Origin of the sequence: Vagococcus sp. CY53-2 (genome assembly GCF_022604695.1) — a bacterium.
Lineage (GTDB): Bacteria > Bacillota > Bacilli > Lactobacillales > Vagococcaceae > Vagococcus.
This window is the reverse complement of sequence record NZ_JALAHP010000001.1, coordinates 13441-31393: the sequence shown is the minus strand read 5'-3', so window position 1 is coordinate 31393 and position 17953 is coordinate 13441. Positions and strand designations below refer to the sequence as shown.

Sequence of the window (17953 nt, the reverse complement as noted above, 5' to 3'; positions counted from 1 at the left end):
AAATACCCCCATTATTATACTATCAAAATAAAGTATCTCACTGTTAATTATTTTTTTCAATGAAAAAAAGACGCTTTGTAAAATTTTTAATAATTCTTTTTTGTTCTAAAGAAAAAGACTGGTGAACAAGATCATTCATCAGTCCCTTTGGTGGTGTTACGATTGATGGCGTTGGTATGTCTCAAAATCATGTGGGTATGGATTATCATCGTTAACAGTGCCTTCGCTGGTACTAACAATATTCCACTCTCCCCAATCAATATAAGGAAAATAAGTATCTCCTTCAAATGTTGATTGAATCAACGTACGATATAATACATCAGTGTAAGGCAAAAATGTTTTATAAATCTCACCACCACCAGTGATAAAAGTAATCCCGTCAAATTCTTCGGCATATTTCAATACATCATCTACCGAATGCATGACAATCGCACCATTCCCATCATAAGATTGGTCTGATGTTAACACAATGGTTTGACGATTAGGCAATAGATTTTTACCCATTCCTTCAAACGTTTTCCTTCCCATCACAATCGTATTATTTTCCGTCATTTGTTTGAAAAATTGTAAGTCATCTGGTAAATACCACGGTAATTTATCATCTTTCCCAATTAAACCATTTTCATCTTGAGCCCATATTGCTGCTATCATATTTCTTTATTTCCTCCCAAATTTCCCCTACACCGCAATCGGTGCCTTAATACTCGGATGTGGCTGGTATCCTTCAATCTTGATGTCATCCATATCAAAATCAAACACTGATTGTTTTTCTTTATTTAACCAAAGTGTTGGTAACTCTCGTTGTTGTCTTGAAAGTTGTTCTGTCATTTGCTCGATATGATTACTGTACAGATGAGCATCCCCTAATGTATGAACAAACTCTCCCACTTCAAGATTCGTTTCATGTGCAATTAAATGTGTTAATAAAGCATAACTTGCAATATTAAACGGAACACCTAAAAAGACGTCTGCACTACGTTGATACAATTGGCAACTTAATTTTCCATCTGCTACATAAAATTGAAATAACGTGTGACATGGTGGTAAAGCCATCGATGGCACATCTTCTGGATTCCATGCTGACACGATTAACCGTCTAGAGTCTGGAGTGTGTCGAATCATATCAATCACATCTTGTAATTGGTCGATGGTGTCTCCTGTTGACGTTTTCCAACGACGCCACTGAGAACCATAAATATTTCCTAATTCGCCATATTTTTCAGCAAATTCATCATCCATTAACATTTTTTCTCTAAAAGAAGTCATCTCTTTTTGATACGCTTGATTGAATTCTTCATCTACTAAACATCGACGACCAAAGTCGGTCATGTCAGGTCCTTTGTAGTCTTCACTTTTGACATATCTCTCAAAAGCCCATTCATCCCAAATATGGTTGTTATTTTCTAACAAATATTTAATGTTTGTATCACCTTTAAGGAACCATAACAATTCACTTTTCACTAAAGAAAATGGAATACGTTTGGTTGTCAACAGAGGAAATCCTTGACTTAAATCAAAACGCATCTGGTAACCAAAAAGACTTTTTGTCCCAGTACCTGTACGATCAGTCTTTTCATGACCTTTATTTAATATCTCTCGGCCTAATTCTAAATATGCTTCTTCCATAATTACCCCTCAAACAATGATTTATTAATCAGCAAATTCACTAAGATATTCCCATCTCTCAAGTTTGTCTTCAAGAGTTTGTTCGGTAGTTGTTAGTGTCGCTTGCAAATCTTGTAATTTTATAGCATCACTACTATTGTCTAACATTTGTTCGTTCAATGACTCAATATTCTCTTCTAATTGGGCAATATCTTCTTCAATTGTATCCCATTCAATTTTTTCTTTATAAGTCAATTTCTTTTTCTCACCATCATTAGAGACTACTTTATCAACTTTTTTAGTTGTAGTTGATTTAGTAGTTTTCTCAACTGACTCTTGCTCACCTGTCTGCTCAACATAATCACTCATTGAGCCATAAAAAGTTGTCATGTCACCTTGTCCTTTAAAAATGAGTAACTTGTCCATTGTTTTATCTAAAAAATAACGATCATGACTAACAGCAATAACTGCACCCGGAAAATCAGACAGATAATCTTCCAAAATAGTTAATGTTTCGACATCTAGATCATTCGTTGGCTCATCTAATAGTAACACATTTGGTTGTTGGATTAAAATGCTAAGTAAGTACAGACGGCGTTTCTCGCCACCTGACAATTTACTAATCAATGTCCCGTGCACATTTCTTGGAAATAAAAATCGCTCTAACATCTCTGTGACACTAATCACTGTACCATCTTGTTGTTTTACTTCTTCAGCAATTTCTTGTAAATAAGAAATAATGCGTTTGCTTTCATCTAATGTATCATTCGTTTGGGTATAATACCCGATATTGACTGTTTCTCCTAACTCAATCACACCACTATCCAACGTTAAATTCCCAGCAATAAGATTTAGCAAGGTTGATTTTCCAGAACCATTTTCTCCTGTAATGCCTAATCGTTCATTAGCTTGGACTAACAACTCAAAGTCTTTTAAAATAACTTGATTAGCTATTTGAAAATTAGCATGTTCTATTTCAATGACTTTTTTACCTAATCGTTTTGTACCAACTGAAAATTCTAAGTTTCCCTTATCACTTGAACCACTTACTTTATCTTTCAAATCATTAAAGCGATTAATTCTAGCTTGTTGTTTCGTGCCACGAGCTTTTACACCAGCTCGCATCCAAGCAAGTTCTTGCTTAAATAGCTGTTTATTTTTGTGTAAGCTTTTCTTTTCTTGTTCTTCACGTTCTGCTCGTTGCACTAAATAAGCTTGATAATTTCCTGTGTATTCGTGTAATGTTCCGTTAGCTAATTCAAATATTCGATTCGTCACACGATCTAAAAAGTAGCGATCATGCGTTATCACGATGAGTGACCCTTGATAATGATTCAGATAATCTTCTAGCCATTGAATGGTTTCATAATCTAAATGGTTGGTTGGTTCATCTAAAAGAAGTAAATCAGGTGATTGGATTAAGACTTGTGCCAATCCTAGTCTTTTTTGTTGGCCTCCAGATAGCTCTGATACTTTTTTATCTAAAAATAAAATGCCTAATTTATTTAAAATGGTTTTAGCACTTGTCTCAGCTAACCAAGCATCTTCTTTATTCATTGCTTCTTCAGCTTTTTCGTAAGCTTTTTGTACTGCTGGATTTTCTCCATCTTGTGCCAAATCAACCAATGCTTTCTCATACGAACGAATAGCTTTCATAACAGGTGTATCATCATCAAAGACAGCATCTAATACTGAAATATCTTCAGAAAAGATGGTATCTTGCGAAAGATAACCAATTTTATAATCATTTGGGTAATCAATCGATCCCTTTTCTGCATGATCTTTTCCTGATAAAATCTTAATCAACGTTGATTTACCTGTTCCATTAATTCCGATTAACCCAATACGATCTTTTTCTTTTATTAAAAAAGAAACATTATCTAATAATTGCTTTGTTCCATAATTTTTATCTAAATTATCTGCTCGTAAAAGCTTCATCTGATCACCCGTCTCTATTTAATCCTAATCAGTTTATCAGATTTATCTTCCCTTCACAAGTTGATATCGTATGGGGTACTTGATAATATAAATGATAAAAACACTTCGTAGAAAGTATTTTATGACTTTCTACGAAGTGTTTTTATTTATTAATTTGTTTCAATTAAACCATATTTACCATCTTTACGTTTGTAAACAATGCTTGTTCCATTTGTTTCTGCATCTTCAAAAATAAAGAAGTTATGACCTAACATGTTCATTTGTAAGACTGCTTCTTCACTATCCATAGGTTTTAATGATAAACGTTTTGTTCGAACAATTTCTAAATCTGGTTCGTCATGTTGTTCTGTAGAATTATTGGGAGAAAATACCATTTCTTTGGTTACATCTAAGGCAGTCTCTCTTGATTTACGATTAATTTTTGTTTTGTACTTTCTAATTTGTCGCTCCAACTTGTCGACCACTAAGTCAATGCTTCCGTATAAATCTGGAGAAGTTTCTTCAGCTCTAAGTACTAAGTATGGTAATGGAATGGTTACTTCCACTTTAGCATTTTTATCAGAATACACTTTTAAATTAACATGTGCTGTTGATTCCGGCACATTTGTAAAATATTTTTCTAATTTGCCAATTTTTTTCTCTACATATTCTCTTATGGCTTGAGTAACTTCAATGTTCTCGCCTCTTACATTGTATCTAAACATAACTATTACCCCTTTCATCTATCACTAAAACTAAAAAGATAAGAACGTTTAAGACTTAATTTAATCCCCTTATCTTCCCACCTTTATTATATCGAACTTATCATAAAATGACAAACACTTTGATAGAAAACGCTTCATTATTTTCACCTTGCTAAGGAAAACGTTATGACTTTTTTAGCATGTTTACTCAAAAGATAACGTTTTGCCTGCAATATCGTACTTCCTGTTGTGTAAACATCATCAACTAAAATAATCGTTTTTTGATAGATAATATCTTGGTCAGATTGATTTAAGTAAAACGGATGAATCGTTTTAAGTCGTTCTTCTTTTGTTTTGCCTGATTGTTTTCTCGTGTGTCTTCTTTTTTTTAATATCGACTCATAATCAACATATGCATCTTCCAACAGTGTTTCCACTTGATGAAACCCACGATCAGCTAATCGTTTTTTAGATAAAGGAATAGGGATAACCATATCATAAGTCAACTGTTTAAACACTTGATTAATATCAGAACTAAAAGCTTTTGCTAGTGTACGATTTCCTTGAAATTTATAACTGGTCATAAATTCACTCATAGACTCATTGTACTCATATAAGGCATGATGTGGCTCTAAGATTATTTGGTTTTTTTCCCAATATAAACAATCTTCGCATACAGTTTCTCGTGACACTTTCCGACAATAGATACATCTCTTTTCAAGCAACGGATTAATTGGCTGAAATTGACTATGGCATTTATCGCAACAATGATTTTTAATCTGACTACCTAATAACAGTTCTCGAAATGTTACTTGGTTCTTTAATACCCCGTGACACAACACACACTTCATCTCTTAGCCTCTTTATTCATTTGTTTTATTTCTTTTATAGCTGATACCATGGCCTGATTTTTTCCTTCATGCAAAAAGATGACGTGTCCGGTCGGATAATCCACACTTCGGCCCACTCGTCCTGCAATTTGAACTAAACTCGCACGATTAAATACTCGGTGATCCGCACACACTACCATGACGGAAATATTTTTAAATGTAACCCCTCGTTCTAAAATCGTTGTACTTAGTAACAGATCAATCTTCCCTTCTCTCATTTGTTTCACCACTTGTTCCCTAGTATCAGATGATGCATGTACCATTGCGACCTTTTTTTTCTGCCATGTTTTCTTAACAACAGGATAAACCATAGACATTAAAGCAATATCCGGAAAGAAAAGAATATAAGATTGATCACTTGCTTCTATTTCCATCCTCATTTTTTTAGGCAATTTTCCTTTTCGTAAATTTATGGCTAAATTCCGACAATAGATTGTTTTAGGAACAGGTAAGTCTTGTCCATGAAACCGTTTAGCTAGCATACTTTTTTCCGTATTAGAATAATGTTCTAGTCTTGGATTACTCGTAGCAGTTAGAAAAACAAAACATCCCTTTTTTTCTAATGACTGTTTTGCTACATACTGTAATTCATCAGAATGAACATAAGGAAACGCATCGGCTTCATCTATAACCAATACATCAAAATAACGATAAAAACGCATAAGTTGATGTGTCGTACAAATAATGAAAGATGCGCCATTATATGTTTGAGAAGAATGGCCATATAACAAATTGATTGTCGTATCTTGAAATGCCTCTTTCATTCTGGGATACAATTCTAAACACACATCAATGCGTGGAGTGGCTATTCCAATAACTTTTCCATCTGTCAACACTTGTTCTATTAAAGGAAATAGCATCTCTGTTTTACCAGCCCCTGTCACTGCATGAACAAAATGATGTCGTTTACGACGGTAAGAATCTAATATTTCTTGAGAGATGCATGCTTGCTGTTTAGTTAGTTCTCCTTGCCAAAAACAATGTGTTTTTTGTGACGTTTTTCGAGGGCTTTTTGGGATACGATATAAAACATCTTCACTTGTCACCCTTCCCATATTAAGACAATAATCACAATAAAAGCCACCATTTATCTGACAAGAATCTTGATTATTGACATGTCCACAACGACGACAGGTAATATCTTTTTTACTATACGTCATCGCTTTAACTTTTTTTATGCTGTTATCCTTTTTTAAGTATTTTCTTAATGGATGAGGTATTTCTTGTTTTAATAACTGACGTCCCTGCAATGTTTTATACAATATTATCTCCTCCTATAAATAATCTACGCATTATACTAGTGACTCACTTTTAAATAGACTATAATAAGGATAAATTGGATTATAGAAAGGGTATAATTATGAAGAAAAAATTTGTTATTGAATCTTTAGATGGTAATACAGATTTAAATGGTATTATCTGGCATAATTCCACTAAAAAACCAAAAGCAATCTTACAAGTCGTACACGGTATGGCAGAGTACGTCGAACGATATGACCCATTAGCGCGCTATTTATCTGCTCATGACATCCTAGTCATTGGACACGATCACCTAGGTCATGGTGAATCAGTGGATATGGATAATCCTCTACATGGTTTTTTCTGTGAAGGTGATAGTGCCTCTATTATAGTGGAGGATACTTTTCAAATTACCCAATATGCAAAAAGTCGTTATCCGGATACTCCTTTGTTTATTTTAGGTCATAGTATGGGATCTTTTGTGGTGAGAAACTATTTAAAGAAATACTCACATCTTGTTAAAGGCGCTATTTTAATGGGATCAACTAACCGACGCAAAGAGATAAGTTTTGGGGTTAAAATGGCGAAAGGATTGAATATAGTCTCTCCTAAGACAAAAAATCCTGCCATGGATAAATTATTGTTTGGTTCATTTAATCAAAAGTTTAAACCAGCTCATTCTCCTTTTAGTTGGCTCTCTAAAAACCCTGATAACGTCGAATCTTACGAACAAGATGAACAGTGTGGGTTTATTTTTACAAATAATGGATTCTATACACTTCTTTCTCTTATGGATGACGCCACAAAAAAACATTGGTTTATCACCATCCAACGTGATTTGCCAGTGTTAATTATTAGCGGCGAAAAAGATCCTGTTGGAAACTATGGAAAAGGCCCTAGAAAATTAGCTCTAGAATTGAGTGACAATTACTTTAAGGATGTCACGCTTCGCTTATATAATGATTTAAGACATGAAATATTAAATGAAAAAGAATCGTTAGATGTCACATTAGATATTTATGATTGGATACGTCACCGACTATAGAAAAAAGCATGACTTTTCTATTATTGAAAAGTCATGCTTTTATTCTAATCTTTTTCTTTAAAGGTTGATAAAATATCATCTAGACCTTGAATAGTTGCTTCTTTTGGATTCTCTTCACTTGTCCATGCACCAAGGTTAATAAAATAATCAGGTGTTTCTACCAAATAAATTCGATAGGTTAAGACACGATTTTTATTATCTTTCATTTCAACACCAAGATAATAGGCATTCCACCCATTTAGTTCTTTTTTTTCTGGTTCAATCACAACAGTCGCGTTAGCATCATTTAATTTTTTTAAATAGTCTGTTTTATAATCCTCTAACGTCTTATTTCCTTTTTCTTCAAATCCCGCAGACATAAATGACTTAGAATCTTTGTTTCCCAATAAAAAAGCAATCGACTTATCACTGTTTGGAAATTTACGCCAACCATCAAGCATGTTAAACTGATATTGATGATGATCATATTCTAAGGTATAAACAAGTTTATCTTTTTTATTAATGTCACTTGTCATATCTGTACTTGAATCATGTGTGGTGTCATTCTTTGTAGATGTACAGGCACTTAAGACGAATACCATGACTAACACTAACAACCCTATTCGTTTTTTTTGCATAATCATTCTCCTTTTAAAACATTTTACTAAATTAATTTTTTGGGGGTTACCTATATGCTATTAAATTACTATACCATAAAACAAGATGGCGATTATGAAATCGTCATAAAAAAATCGTCTTTTATCTGCCACTTAAGGCGAATAGAAACAGAAGATGAAGCAAAAGAAATCATTCAACAAATCAAAAAAAAACATTGGAAAGCTAATCATAATTGTGTCGCTTACGTTCTTGGAGATAAACAAGAAATCCAACGTTCAAGCGATGACGGTGAACCAAGTGGAACAGCAGGTGTCCCGATGCTTGAAGTGTTAAAGGTAAAAAAACTACGAAATGTTTTAGCTGTTGTGACAAGATACTTTGGTGGTACAAAACTTGGTGCTGGTGGCTTGATTCGTGCTTATAGTTCATCTGTTTCTGAAGCCATTGAGCACATCGGGTTAGTCGAAGGAAAATTGCAACAAGAGATGATTGTGACAGTGGACTATTCCATCCATGGTAAGTTAGAACATTTTCTAACTAATCACCCCGAATACACCCTTAGCGACACTGAATTTAGCGATACAGTTACCTTACACATTATGGTAGATGAAGTCAGTGTGACAACTTTTGAAGAAAGTATTACAAACCTACTGAATGCTCAATTTTCATTAAAAAAAGGGGCGTTAGACTACTGTGAGGTTCCAATAAATAAATCCTAGAGCACTACTGCTCCAGGATTTATTTTTTATTTTTCTAAGTAAAACTCAAAACGCTCACCTGCGTATTGACTTCTAACGTATTCAAACGGTGTGCCATTATCAAAATAAGATACTTGTCGTAAACGTAAGACTGCATCGCCTTTTTTCAATTCTAAATAATGTGCGATTTTTTCAGACGCATTTAGCGCAGATATCGTTTGAGAAGATTTTCCAATCACTCCATGTCCTTGACTAACCATTACGTTATATAAAGAACGTGTGATTTCCTCTTTACTAAAATCTTCAATCAAATGATGAGGAATGCTTGCTACTTCAAAACAAATTGGTATATCATCTGAATAACGTATTCGTTCCATTTTTAAAATCTTTTGATCTTTTGTCAATCGTAGTTTTTCCATTTCACTGGAGCTTGGTGCAGTCACAAAGTAAGACAATGTTTTACTAGAAGGTTGGCTTCCCTGAGAACGAATAATATCTGAAAAACTAGTCGTTCCTATCATCGTCTCTTGTACTTTTTGCCTTGCAATATATGTACCGGAACCAATTTTTCTCTCCAGTATTCCCTCATCTGCTAACGTTTGAATAGCCTGTCTTAGTGTCATACGACTCACGCCAAATACTTCAGACAATTCCCTTTCAGAAGGTAACCTGTCACCAATCTTCCAGATACCATCTTCTATTTCTTGTTTTATCTTATCGTGTATCTGAATATAAACAGGTAACTTTGGAGTCATTTATTCACGTCCTTTTAAATGTCATTATCTATATTATAGCTATTTTTATAATCAATGACAACATTATATATCATAACGAAATAAAATAGAAAAAAGGAGTAGTTCCCTACTCCTAATAACTTAATGACTAATTAATAATGATTTTTTGCACGCCATTTACGTTGATTTTGCTTCAATTTTTTAGTTTTAGTTGGTGCATCGTATTCTTTTGTTGGAAATACCATTTGAGCTTTGTCTTTGATAGTTTCCATTACTTCATTGCTCGATAAAATGTCACGATATTCTAGAATTTGAGATACTAATTTTTCAGATAATTCGCCCATGTGATTAAATCTCCTTTATAGTTAAGTTAATACACCTCTATCATACCACAAAAGAAAATAAAAAAAAATCTAACACCGATTTCAGTGTTAGATAATACTGGGCTAGCTGGATTCGAACCAACGAGTGACGGAGTCAAAGTCCGTTGCCTTACCGCTTGGCTATAGCCCAATAAGAAATGGAGGGGGGCAGATTCGAACTGCCGAACCCGAAGGAGCGGATTTACAGTCCGCCGCGTTTAGCCACTTCGCTACCCCTCCGTATCAATCAAGTTTATCAACCCGACTTCCATATAATAACTAATTTCAAAAAAAAAATCAAGTACTTTTTTAAATTTTTTTAATTATTTAAATTCCAATATTTTAATGCTTCTTCGTAGGCATCGTCTTGTGTTTTGTATATACCTAAAATACCATCTGTTGTTTCAACTTCAAATTTTTTATCTGACAATTTTGTTACTTTTCCAATGACTTTTTTTCCAATTAACAATTCATCATGAGTTGATAATTCTTTAATTTCAACTTCAACTGGTTTATTTTTTTTCATCTGTAATATTTCAGTCCTTTCATGCATCGAACTCATATAGGATACCATATATTTTTGCCTTTGTTAAGAGAAAAAGAAGCTTTTTAGCTTCTTTCAGTCTCTAAACACATAATAACATCATACTGATTGTCAATTAGTGATTTTTCTAATTTAGTGGCATTTTTTTCGACAACTTGTATCACGATAATAACATTCTTTGTTTGACGATACACAATAATCTGAACGATATTAAATTTATCTTGAGCTAATACTTTCGTTAAATCAGCCAACACACCAGGATGATCGTCTTTAATTGAAATCGCAACACGCGTCCCATTCTCTCCATAACCAGTAATAGCTAAAAAGGCACCAAATGCATCTGTACTAGTGATAATACCTTGAATAGTCCTGTTAACATCCACAACAGGCAACACACCAATATTATACTCACGCATAATCTTGATGGCTTCTTCAATAAATTCATCGGCCTTGATAGTATGAACGTCTTTAATCATCACATCGGCTACAGTCATTTTATTTAACAAATAATTCACTTCATACACGCTTAAGCTGGTTGCTTTTGACGGCATCGCTTCTTGAATTGTTCCTTCAGTGACCAATCCAACTAATTGATCGTCTTTTACAACTGGCAAACGGTGAATATTTTTTTGTTTCATTAAGTCCATTGCTTGAAAAACAGGTGTTTCAGGGGAAGTCGTAATCACTTCTGTTGACATATAGTCTTTTACTAACATAACTCTATCCTCCTAAATAAGCTTTCTGTACTTCTTCACTTTCTAATAACTCTTTACCGCTTCCTTTAAGCACCACTTGACCTGTTTCTAATACATATCCTCTATCAGAAAGTTTCAACGCCATATTGGCATTTTGTTCGATTAAAAGAATGGTTGTTCCTTGTTTGTTAATCCGTTCGATAATATGAAAAATCTCACGAATAAAGATAGGTGCAAGTCCCATTGATGGTTCATCCAGTAATAATAAATCTGGTTTGGTCATCAACGCTCGCCCCATAGCAAGCATTTGTTGTTCTCCACCTGAAAGTGTTGCGGCATCTTGTTTTAATCTTTCTTTCAACACAGGGAATGTTTCAAAAATATAATCTAAAATTTCTTTTTTCTCATCATGATTATTATGAATAAAGCCACCAAGTTCCAAGTTCTCCATAACCGTCATTCCTGCAAAAATATGACGACCTTCTGGCACTTGAACTAAACCGCTTTTTACAATAGTCGGAGCTGATTTTTTTGTTAGATCTTCATTATTAAATGTCATCGAACCACCTGAAGACTTTACTAAGCCTGATAAACTTTTTAAAATAGTCGTTTTACCAGCTCCGTTAGCCCCAATTAAACTGACAATTTCTCCCTTATTTACTTCAAAAGACACATCTTTTACTGCCTGAATCATGCCATAATGCACAGATAAATTTTCAACTTTTAACATTACTGTTCACCACCTAAATACGCCTGAATAACGCGTTTATCTTGCTTAATTTCTTCTGGTGTCCCTGAGGCAATCAATGCCCCATACTCTAATACATAAAGTCTCTCACAGACTTCCATAACTAACGACATATCATGTTCAATCAAGACAATCGTCAATCCAAATTCTTTTTGAATTCGTTTGATTAATTGGGTTAATTCTTCTGTTTCCTGTGGGTTCATCCCAGCTGCCGGTTCATCTAAAAATAAAATGCTCGGTTTTGTTGCTAAAGCTCGGACAATTTCTAAACGGCGTTGCTCCCCGTAAGGCAAATTTTTCGCTAAATTATCTTTTTTGTCCTCTAATTCAAATAGACCTAATAATTTCGTTGCTTCTTCTCTCATTTTATCTTCTTTTTTATAAAAAGATGGTAAACGTAACATGCCAGACAATACACTTTCTTTAGTATTTGCGGTCATTGCAATTAATACATTATCAAGAACTGTTAGGTCTTTAAACAAGCGAATATTTTGAAACGTTCGACTAATACCTAATTGCGCAATTTTAAACGGAGAAATACCATTTAACGTTATTGTCTTACTATCATGTGTTAATTCAATACTTCCAGAACTTGGCTCATATACACCTGTAATCAAGTTAAAAAGCGTCGTTTTTCCCGCTCCATTTGGGCCGATTAAACCAATCAACTCATTATCACCAAAATGTAAATTTAAATCCTGAATGGCAGCTAATCCACCAAAATTCTTTGTCAAATGACTAATGTTTAACTCAGACATGTTGTTTACCTCCTTTACTCAATAATTTTTTCACTGAAAATTCTTTTGTTCCTAATAAGCCAGAAGGTTTGAAAATCATGATGATAACTAGAGCAAACGCATAAATTATCATACGAATGGCACCAAAATCTTGTAAATACATATTCAATACACCAAGTAAAACGGCTGCTACAACAGTTCCTGTCATGCTTCCAACTCCACCAAATACTACGATGATTAGAATATCAATTGATTTCATAAAATCAAAGTTCCCTGGCACAATCGTTTGAACATAGCTTGAATACATTCCCCCAGCAACGGCTGCGGTCATGGCACCAATCACAAAAGCAACCACTTTATACTTTGTCACATTCACACCCATAGATTCTGCTGCGATTAGATTCTCTCGAACAGATAACGTCGCACGTCCTGCTGCGCTATGAATATAATTTGTCATCAAAATCAATGTGATACAAACAAATAAATAAACCATTGACCAGGTTACAAAAGGAGGAATACCAAATAATCCGGCTGGACCATTAGTGATTTGATCCATATTCATAATCAATGAGCGAATAATTTCAGATACACCTAATGTTGCAATGGCTAAATAGTCACCAGAAAGACGCAGAGTTGGAATACCAACTAAAAGTGCCACAATTCCTGAAAGAATACAACCTAAAACTAATCCAATTAAAAACCCAACAATTGACGGTATCTTTATTGTCATAATTGCCGTTGTATAAGCTCCAATCGCCATAAATCCTGCATGTCCCAAAGAAAATTGACCAGAAATACCAATAACCAAGTTAAGTCCAGCTGCTAGAATAATGTTGATACCAATCATTACTAATGTTGTTTCGACAACAGGTGACATCAATCCAGTCGAGTAAGTGATTGCCAGCATCGCAAAAATAACGACCATTATCGCTAACCAAATCCCATTTATTTTCAATCGTTCTTTCATTGTTATCACCTACACTTTTTCCTTAATATTTTTACCTAATAATCCAGATGGTTTAACAAGTAATACAATAATTAAAATCAAGTAAACGGCTGCATCTCGATAAGCTGTAAACCCTAAAGCACTCACGACCGTTTCGATGATACCGATCGCAAACCCACCAAGTGCGGCACCTGGAATAATCCCTATTCCACCAAACACGGCAGCGATAAACGCTTTAAGACCAGGAGCAACACCCATCATTGGGTCTATACTATTATAGTAAAGACCAATTAATACACCACCTGCAGCAGCTAATGACGAGCCAAGTGCAAAAGTAAATGAAATGGTATAATTTACATTTATCCCCATTAATTGAGCTGCTTCGGGATCAACACTTGCTGCACGCATGGCACGCCCCATTTTTGTTTGTTGCACGATAAATTGTAATAACAGCATTAAAAAAATTGACATTGCGATAATCACGAGTTGAATTTTACTAATTTGGCATATGCCTAAATCATAAGTTATATTTTTCATTAATTGAGGATAAGGTTTTGTATCTGCTCCCACGAAATAGATCATTAATGATTGTAGTAAGAATGATACCCCTATTGCTGTAATAAGCGCTGCAATACGTGTTGAATTTTTAAGTGGACGATAAGCTAAAAATTCAATCAACATCCCTAAAATCGCACAGATAATCATAGATGTTAAAAGTGTTAAAACTAAGCCAAAACCAAAGTTATTAGCCACATAGTACCCAATAAAAGCACCAATCATATATATTTCACCATGAGCAAAATTGATTAACTTTATAATTCCATACACCATTGTATACCCTAGGGCTAATAGTGCGTAAATACTTCCTAATGAGAGTCCATTGACTAATTGTTGAAGGACATTCATTGTTTCTCCTCCTTTTGAAAAACCAAGGAACTCTTGTCCAGTCCCTTGGTTTTCATGATTTTTTACGGATTTACCACTTCTGCTGTGTTTTCTTCGCCTTTTTCAAGTCCGATTACAACAGCTGGTTTTTTCGGATTATGATTTTTATCCATTGTCATGGTACCTGTCACACCTTCAAAGTCTGTTAATGTTGCTAAACCTTTTGTTAATGCTTCACTTGTATTTTCTTTTTCAGCTTCTAAAGCAGCTTTAACCATGTAAACAGAATCATATGCTAACGCATTAAATGAGCTTGGTGTTTTACCATACTCTTTTTTAAATGTCTCAATAAATGTTTTTACTTTATCTGAAGCAGGTGCTTTTTCAGAAAAATGAGCCGTATAGTAGATATTACTCATATTTTCATCACCAGCAATATCAATTAATTTAGAATCTGAGAATCCATCAGCCCCGATAATTGGCTGTTCAATTCCCATTTCACGTGCCTGTTTGATGATTAAACCAGCTTCTTCGTAATAGCCTGGTAAGTAAATAAAATCAAAATCTTTGTCTTTTATTTTTGTTAGAATGGCTTTAAAATCTTTATCTTTCGCATTAAATTTTTCATCAGCCACAATGTCACCTTTAAATGTCTCTTTAAATGATTTAGTTAATCCTTTTGCATAATCACTTGATACGTCTCCAATGATCACTGCTTTTTTCGCTTTCAAATTATCAGTTGCATAGTTAGCTAAGATAACCCCTTGGAAAGAATCTTGAAAGCATGTTCTAAAAATATATTCTTGAACTGTTCCATTATTTACTGTAATAGAATCATCGGTCCCAGATGGTGTGATAATTGGGACTTTGGCTTTTGTTGCGTTTGGACTAGCTGCTTTTGTCGCACCGGATGTTGCTGGACCGATCATTCCAATGACATTGTCGCTTGTTGTTAAACTCGTTGCAATTGTTGCTGCTTCGGCCGTATCACTTTTATTATCTTTGACAACTAAATCAATTTTCTTACCGTTAATCCCACCGGCTTTATTGATTTCTTTCACTGCAAGTTCGGCACCTTCTTTTTCTTGGTTACCATACCCAGCAGCTGCACCAGATAATTCCATGTTTAAACCAATTTTGACTGTATCAGCATCTTTTTGTGATTTCGTATTTTGAGCAGTTCCTCCACCCGGTGTTCCACAAGCAGATAACAATAACGTTGCACCCATAAGCATTCCTAGAATTTTTTTCATTTTACTTTCCTCACTTCTTTATTAGAATTAAATAAGTTATTTATTAATATAAGTTAATATTAAATATAAGTCAACAGAATTTTCAGACAATTCTAAAATAAAAAAATAGACCGTTAATAAAAAAGGTCTAAGTTAACTTTTAAGTCATTTATTTTTTTTCTCTTTTATATGGTCCACGATATGTCTCATCTGGATTTTTCCTGATGCTAAATGTTGGTGGTACATAGTCAATGCCACCTTTAACAAAAGGGTGACATCTTAAAATACGAGCCGTACCCATGATAAATCCTTTAATCGCTCCATGATAATTTACCGCATCAATCATATACTGAGAACACGTTGGATGATAACGACAACTTTTAGGAAATAAAGGAGAAATAAATTTTTGATAAAAACGAACAGGTAAAATGATAATTTTTTTCATCATATCTTCCTAACAATTTAAAAAATAACCACCAACATAAGAGTTGATGGTCATTAGTTATTTTACAAAATCTAGTATATGGTGCCATGTCGATGGATTAAAGGCATCACTTGATTGCCCTTTTCCAACATAGACATACCCTATAAAAATACCTAGGAAAAATAATCCAATCAATAATAGAATCACAAAAATAACTAGCATCAATTGTATGACTACTCTTTTAGTTATTGAACTCAATTAAATTTCCTCCTTCATTATAGAGCTTAACTTACTACTTCTGCCATTGATTCATGAGCAACATCTTCATCAACTCTTTCGATTGTTGCACCAAGGTTGGCTAATTTTTCATGGAATTTATAGTATCCACGGTCTAAATGCTCTAATCTAGTCACTCGTGTTTCATCTGTTGCAACTAATCCAGCAATAATCAGAGCTGCTGCTGCACGTAAATCTGTTGCACTAACTTGTGCTCCTTGAAGCTTTGGAACACCACTAATATAAGCCACACTATTGGAAATACGGTATTTAGCACCCATACGTTGTAATTCGTCTAAATGTTGGAATCGATTTTCAAAAACAGTTTCTGTTAACACACTATCCCCTGAGGCTAATACCATCAAGACACTCATTTGTGCTTGCATATCTGTTGGAAACCCAGGATGTGGTAGTGTTTTAATATCCGTTGGTTTCAAATATTTTGGTCCAATGACACGAATCCCATTTTGTTCATTAATAATATCTACACCCATTTCCACTAATTTAGAAATCAGCGGACTATTATGTTCTGCCACAGCATCTTCAATAAAAACATTTCCTTGCGTTGCAGCTGCTGCTACCATAAAGGTCCCGGCTTCAATACGATCCTGCACCACGCTATGCTCTGTCCCGTATAAATCAGTTACCCCTTCAATGCGAATCGTTTCTGTCCCAGCACCAACGATTTTAGCTCCCATTTTATTTAAATAGATGGCTAAATCGACGATTTCAGGTTCTCTTGCAACATTCTCAATCACTGTTGTCCCTTTTGCACGGACAGCAGCCATCATAATATTTTGAGTGGCACCCACACTTGGAAAGTCTAAATAAATTCTGGCACCAACTAATTCATCAGCAACAGCTTCAATGTATCCATTTTGTTGCGTAATTTTAGCTCCTAATGCTTGAAACCCTTTCAAATGTAAATCAATTGGTCGTGTTCCAATTGCACAACCACCAGGCATGGCAACTTTAGCTCGACCAGTACGAGCTAAAAGTGGTCCCATCACAACAATAGAGGCTCTCATTTGGCTAACATATTCAAATGGGGCTTCTGTTTCTAATTCTTTTGTTGCATCGATTTTAATCGTGTTTTCTTCTTCAATAAATTCGATATCTGTATTTAAATACTTAATGACATTATTCATTGTAAATACATCAGACAAAATTGGCGCATTGGTAATAGTTGTTTTTCCTTTATTAGCAAGTAATGCTCCCGCTAAAATAGGCAATACAGCATTTTTTGCTCCTTCGATTTTAACGCTTCCTTCTAGGCGATTTCCACCGCGAACTGCTATATATTCCATTAATTTTTCCCTCCATAAATATAAGGAACTTATTACAAATCCTAATCAGTATACCATGATTTTATGGAAAAAGAAATTCATTCATATTTTCCTAATAATTTTCTTAGAGAACCATTCCCTCAAAAAAATTTCGCACTAGAAAAATTACTTCTAAAAAGAAGTTACTCACTTGAAACCCAATTGCTACAGATAAAAAAACATATGCTAAACGGATTTGTCTATCATACTGTACTCCTTTTTTAAATAGAACATCAAGTCGCAACGAATTTAACGTCCAAAAGGTTAAGTAAATAAAAATAAAATGGCTCAAGATCCTAACTAACGCATCAATTCCAAAAACTGACATATCCTCACCTCCACTTTCATTA

General features: G+C 34.3%; 22 protein-coding genes and 2 tRNA genes. 2 read left to right on the top strand and 22 right to left on the bottom strand.

Annotated elements, in window-relative coordinates:
* Nucleotides 1-156: 156 nt before the first annotated feature.
* From MN581_RS00200 to MN581_RS00175, 6 genes are all read right to left on the bottom strand, one after another.
* A complete protein-coding gene (locus tag MN581_RS00200; RefSeq protein WP_117972114.1) occupies nt 157-651 on the bottom strand; it encodes a dihydrofolate reductase in 495 nt (164 codons plus the stop codon).
* A gap of 27 nt (nt 652-678) precedes the next feature.
* Nucleotides 679-1626, bottom strand: a complete 948-nt coding sequence (locus MN581_RS00195; RefSeq protein ID WP_117972113.1) for a thymidylate synthase — start codon at nt 1624-1626, stop codon at nt 679-681.
* A 24-nt stretch (nt 1627-1650) separates the two neighbouring features.
* A complete protein-coding gene (locus tag MN581_RS00190; RefSeq protein ID WP_241698902.1) occupies nt 1651-3543 on the bottom strand; it encodes an ABC-F family ATP-binding cassette domain-containing protein in 1893 nt (630 codons plus the stop codon).
* Nucleotides 3544-3692: 149 nt separating this feature from the next.
* Nucleotides 3693-4247, bottom strand: a complete 555-nt coding sequence (gene raiA / locus MN581_RS00185) for a ribosome-associated translation inhibitor RaiA (protein WP_117972111.1) — start codon at nt 4245-4247, stop codon at nt 3693-3695.
* A gap of 143 nt (nt 4248-4390) precedes the next feature.
* Nucleotides 4391-5077: a ComF family protein gene (locus MN581_RS00180; RefSeq protein WP_117972110.1), complete on the bottom strand. Its 687-nt coding sequence runs from the start codon at nt 5075-5077 to the stop codon at nt 4391-4393.
* On the bottom strand, nt 5074-6378 hold the full coding sequence (locus tag MN581_RS00175; RefSeq protein ID WP_241698901.1) for a DEAD/DEAH box helicase: 1305 nt from the start codon (nt 6376-6378) through the stop codon (nt 5074-5076). Before MN581_RS00175 ends, MN581_RS00180 begins: the two co-directional genes overlap by 4 nt.
* Nucleotides 6379-6476: 98 nt before the next feature.
* Between MN581_RS00175 and MN581_RS00170 the strand changes: the two genes are divergently transcribed.
* A complete protein-coding gene (locus MN581_RS00170) occupies nt 6477-7400 on the top strand; it encodes an alpha/beta fold hydrolase (RefSeq protein WP_241698900.1) in 924 nt (307 codons plus the stop codon).
* 44 nt (nt 7401-7444) lie between these two features.
* Here MN581_RS00170 and MN581_RS00165 read toward each other — a convergent pair whose 3' ends face one another.
* Entirely contained in the window at nt 7445-8017 is a 573-nt protein-coding gene (locus MN581_RS00165) for a hypothetical protein (protein ID WP_241698899.1), read from the bottom strand.
* 54 nt (nt 8018-8071) lie between these two features.
* Between MN581_RS00165 and MN581_RS00160 the strand changes: the two genes are divergently transcribed.
* Nucleotides 8072-8716, top strand: coding sequence for a YigZ family protein (locus MN581_RS00160; protein ID WP_117972106.1), 645 nt, complete (start codon nt 8072-8074; stop codon nt 8714-8716).
* Nucleotides 8717-8742: 26 nt separating this feature from the next.
* Here the strand turns inward: MN581_RS00160 and MN581_RS00155 are convergent, their stop codons facing one another.
* From MN581_RS00155 to MN581_RS00085, 15 genes are all read right to left on the bottom strand, one after another.
* Nucleotides 8743-9450: a GntR family transcriptional regulator gene (locus MN581_RS00155; protein ID WP_117972105.1), complete on the bottom strand. Its 708-nt coding sequence runs from the start codon at nt 9448-9450 to the stop codon at nt 8743-8745.
* A 131-nt stretch (nt 9451-9581) separates the two neighbouring features.
* Nucleotides 9582-9773 carry a hypothetical protein gene (locus MN581_RS00150; protein WP_117972104.1) on the bottom strand — a complete coding sequence of 64 codons (192 nt, stop codon included), beginning with the start codon at nt 9771-9773 and terminating at the stop codon, nt 9582-9584.
* Between the two features lie 97 nt (nt 9774-9870).
* Nucleotides 9871-9942: transfer RNA gene (locus MN581_RS00145), tRNA-Gln, on the bottom strand.
* 8 nt (nt 9943-9950) lie between these two features.
* Nucleotides 9951-10031, bottom strand: a tRNA-Tyr gene (locus tag MN581_RS00140).
* Nucleotides 10032-10110: 79 nt separating this feature from the next.
* The gene (locus MN581_RS00135) at nt 10111-10317 is read right to left on the bottom strand and encodes a DUF2969 family protein (protein ID WP_241698898.1); all 207 of its coding nucleotides are present in this window, start codon (nt 10315-10317) and stop codon (nt 10111-10113) included.
* Between the two features lie 83 nt (nt 10318-10400).
* Complete coding sequence (locus MN581_RS00130) at nt 10401-11051, bottom strand: CBS and ACT domain-containing protein (RefSeq protein ID WP_241698897.1); 651 nt, start codon at nt 11049-11051, stop codon at nt 10401-10403.
* A 4-nt stretch (nt 11052-11055) separates the two neighbouring features.
* Nucleotides 11056-11760: an ABC transporter ATP-binding protein gene (locus MN581_RS00125; RefSeq protein ID WP_117972101.1), complete on the bottom strand. Its 705-nt coding sequence runs from the start codon at nt 11758-11760 to the stop codon at nt 11056-11058.
* Complete coding sequence (locus MN581_RS00120; RefSeq protein WP_241698896.1) at nt 11760-12536, bottom strand: ABC transporter ATP-binding protein; 777 nt, start codon at nt 12534-12536, stop codon at nt 11760-11762. The genes MN581_RS00125 and MN581_RS00120 overlap by 1 nt, the downstream gene beginning before the upstream one ends.
* Complete coding sequence (locus MN581_RS00115; RefSeq protein ID WP_241698895.1) at nt 12529-13482, bottom strand: branched-chain amino acid ABC transporter permease; 954 nt, start codon at nt 13480-13482, stop codon at nt 12529-12531. The genes MN581_RS00120 and MN581_RS00115 overlap by 8 nt, the downstream gene beginning before the upstream one ends.
* Nucleotides 13483-13491: 9 nt before the next feature.
* Entirely contained in the window at nt 13492-14367 is an 876-nt protein-coding gene (locus tag MN581_RS00110; protein WP_241698894.1) for a branched-chain amino acid ABC transporter permease, read from the bottom strand.
* A gap of 62 nt (nt 14368-14429) precedes the next feature.
* Nucleotides 14430-15599, bottom strand: coding sequence for an ABC transporter substrate-binding protein (locus MN581_RS00105; protein WP_117972098.1), 1170 nt, complete (start codon nt 15597-15599; stop codon nt 14430-14432).
* 148 nt (nt 15600-15747) lie between these two features.
* Nucleotides 15748-16023, bottom strand: a complete 276-nt coding sequence (gene yidD, locus MN581_RS00100; protein WP_241698893.1) for a membrane protein insertion efficiency factor YidD — start codon at nt 16021-16023, stop codon at nt 15748-15750.
* Nucleotides 16024-16080: 57 nt separating this feature from the next.
* Nucleotides 16081-16260 (bottom strand): DNA-directed RNA polymerase subunit beta, encoded by a 180-nt coding sequence (locus MN581_RS00095; protein WP_117972096.1) that lies wholly within the window; start codon nt 16258-16260, stop codon nt 16081-16083.
* A 26-nt stretch (nt 16261-16286) separates the two neighbouring features.
* Nucleotides 16287-17585, bottom strand: a complete 1299-nt coding sequence (murA, locus tag MN581_RS00090; protein WP_117972095.1) for a UDP-N-acetylglucosamine 1-carboxyvinyltransferase — start codon at nt 17583-17585, stop codon at nt 16287-16289.
* Between the two features lie 103 nt (nt 17586-17688).
* On the bottom strand, nt 17689-17931 hold the full coding sequence (locus MN581_RS00085; protein ID WP_117972094.1) for a DUF1146 family protein: 243 nt from the start codon (nt 17929-17931) through the stop codon (nt 17689-17691).
* Nucleotides 17932-17953 lie beyond the last annotated feature (22 nt).

Bases quoted from the DNA above. Each gene is read 5' to 3' on its own strand.
- MN581_RS00200 (WP_117972114.1), bottom strand. From the start codon at position 651: ATGATAGCAGCAATATGGGCTCAAGATGAAAATGGTTTAATTGGGAAA.
- MN581_RS00195 (WP_117972113.1), bottom strand. From the start codon at position 1,626: ATGGAAGAAGCATATTTAGAATTAGGCCGAGAGATATTAAATAAAGGT.
- MN581_RS00190 (WP_241698902.1), bottom strand. From the start codon at position 3,543: ATGAAGCTTTTACGAGCAGATAATTTAGATAAAAATTATGGAACAAAG.
- raiA (WP_117972111.1), bottom strand. From the start codon at position 4,247: ATGTTTAGATACAATGTAAGAGGCGAGAACATTGAAGTTACTCAAGCC.
- MN581_RS00180 (WP_117972110.1), bottom strand. From the start codon at position 5,077: ATGAAGTGTGTGTTGTGTCACGGGGTATTAAAGAACCAAGTAACATTT.
- MN581_RS00170 (WP_241698900.1), top strand. From the start codon at position 6,477: ATGAAGAAAAAATTTGTTATTGAATCTTTAGATGGTAATACAGATTTA.
- MN581_RS00165 (WP_241698899.1), bottom strand. From the start codon at position 8,017: ATGCAAAAAAAACGAATAGGGTTGTTAGTGTTAGTCATGGTATTCGTC.
- MN581_RS00160 (WP_117972106.1), top strand. From the start codon at position 8,072: ATGCTATTAAATTACTATACCATAAAACAAGATGGCGATTATGAAATC.
- MN581_RS00155 (WP_117972105.1), bottom strand. From the start codon at position 9,450: ATGACTCCAAAGTTACCTGTTTATATTCAGATACACGATAAGATAAAA.
- MN581_RS00150 (WP_117972104.1), bottom strand. From the start codon at position 9,773: ATGGGCGAATTATCTGAAAAATTAGTATCTCAAATTCTAGAATATCGT.
- MN581_RS00135 (WP_241698898.1), bottom strand. From the start codon at position 10,317: ATGAAAAAAAATAAACCAGTTGAAGTTGAAATTAAAGAATTATCAACT.
- MN581_RS00130 (WP_241698897.1), bottom strand. From the start codon at position 11,051: ATGTTAGTAAAAGACTATATGTCAACAGAAGTGATTACGACTTCCCCT.
- MN581_RS00125 (WP_117972101.1), bottom strand. From the start codon at position 11,760: ATGTTAAAAGTTGAAAATTTATCTGTGCATTATGGCATGATTCAGGCA.
- MN581_RS00120 (WP_241698896.1), bottom strand. From the start codon at position 12,536: ATGTCTGAGTTAAACATTAGTCATTTGACAAAGAATTTTGGTGGATTA.
- MN581_RS00115 (WP_241698895.1), bottom strand. From the start codon at position 13,482: ATGAAAGAACGATTGAAAATAAATGGGATTTGGTTAGCGATAATGGTC.
- MN581_RS00110 (WP_241698894.1), bottom strand. From the start codon at position 14,367: ATGAATGTCCTTCAACAATTAGTCAATGGACTCTCATTAGGAAGTATT.
- MN581_RS00105 (WP_117972098.1), bottom strand. From the start codon at position 15,599: ATGAAAAAAATTCTAGGAATGCTTATGGGTGCAACGTTATTGTTATCT.
- yidD (WP_241698893.1), bottom strand. From the start codon at position 16,023: ATGAAAAAAATTATCATTTTACCTGTTCGTTTTTATCAAAAATTTATT.
- murA (WP_117972095.1), bottom strand. From the start codon at position 17,585: ATGGAATATATAGCAGTTCGCGGTGGAAATCGCCTAGAAGGAAGCGTT.
- MN581_RS00085 (WP_117972094.1), bottom strand. From the start codon at position 17,931: ATGTCAGTTTTTGGAATTGATGCGTTAGTTAGGATCTTGAGCCATTTT.